This is a genomic window from Treponema endosymbiont of Eucomonympha sp. (assembly GCF_001028545.1).
Genome location: NZ_BBPW01000190.1, coordinates 1 through 1,146, shown reverse-complemented (window position 1 = coordinate 1,146; position 1,146 = coordinate 1). Strand labels below are relative to the sequence as shown.

The window sequence follows — 1,146 nt, the reverse complement described above, 5'->3', positions numbered from 1 at the left end:
CCCGGCTACCGCTTCCGCGCCGCCGACCTGCTGTTCACGAACTTTCACCCGCCGGAATCGACGCTCCTCATGCTCGCGTGCGCGTTTGCGGGGAAGGAGCGAATCATGCGGGCATACGGCGAGGCGATAGCGCACAAATACCGCTTCTTTTCTTACGGCGACGCCATGCTGATAGACGCGCCTTCGCCCGCCTGACCCGCGCCGCTCGTTCCCCCGCCGCTTTTGCCCCAAAACCTCTTGACAAAGCGCGGGGCGTGTTTTATCCATATCGAATGTACCGGAGGGAAAAGGTGAACGCTGCGAGAAGGCTTTTGACCGCCGCCGTAACGGCGGGTGTCTTGGGCGCTGGGACGGGCGCGTTTGTCGCCTGCCGACAGGAACCGGCGCCGGGCGCGCGGAATGCGGCGGTGGACGCGGAGCGCAGAGCCCCGGACGCCAAGTACAATGACGGGTATTACGACTTCTACTTCAAGAACTACGCGCACGCGGGCGGGGACTGCGACGGGTACAGTTCGGAGCCGGGCGGCAAGACGACGATTTACGAATACTTTCAGAGCGATATTAACGACTGGGAGCGGCGGCTCGCATGGGTGGGAATCGGGACGGAGGTGTACCGCACCAGCAACCTCCGCAAGTACTGCTGGGCGCGCTTCGACACGAGGCTGCTGCACGGCGTCGGGAATGAGGCGGCGGGTATATGGACGACGTCAACAACGACGAAACGGACATTCTAACGAAGAGCGGAATGCGGCTAAACGTCAAAAACACGTGTTTCCTGCATTATGCGCCCGCGCACGGAAACTTTACCAATTCGCTTAAAGACCGCGATTTTATCCGAGAGAATCCCGAAGTCCAGAAAGCACAGAAAGAGCGGGACGCGCCGGCAATCCTGTTCATATTCTCAAGCAGGGAGGAGGAGACCTGCGCCAAAACCGCAGAGGCTTTGACGGCGGCGGGCGTTTCTGTTATAGAGAAACGTGAAGGTGGCGAGTCCCCCTACCTTATTGCGGACGCGAGAGGCATTCGGTGGTTCGCCTTTAACTGCGTATAATGTCGCGTGGCAAGCCGGAAGGCGGACGCGAGCAACATTTCGTGGTTTGCCTATAACCAGTGAGCGGCGTTACCCGCGCCGCGCGCGGGTAAGGT

At 60.5% G+C, this 1,146-nt stretch carries 3 protein-coding genes; all 3 read left to right on the top strand.

The genetic code is table 11. The annotated features are described in order from the left end of the window. A partial coding sequence (locus AWU74_RS05845; protein WP_162504909.1) for an S-adenosylmethionine:tRNA ribosyltransferase-isomerase occupies nt 1–195 on the top strand: 195 nt, incomplete at its 5' end. A gap of 59 nt (nt 196–254) precedes the next feature. Continuing rightward, entirely contained in the window at nt 255–734 is a 480-nt protein-coding gene (locus AWU74_RS05840; RefSeq protein ID WP_187150881.1) for a hypothetical protein, read from the top strand. After that, entirely contained in the window at nt 698–1,051 is a 354-nt protein-coding gene (locus AWU74_RS05835; protein WP_059370864.1) for a hypothetical protein, read from the top strand. The genes AWU74_RS05840 and AWU74_RS05835 overlap by 37 nt, the downstream gene beginning before the upstream one ends. Nucleotides 1,052–1,146: the final 95 nt, after the last annotated feature.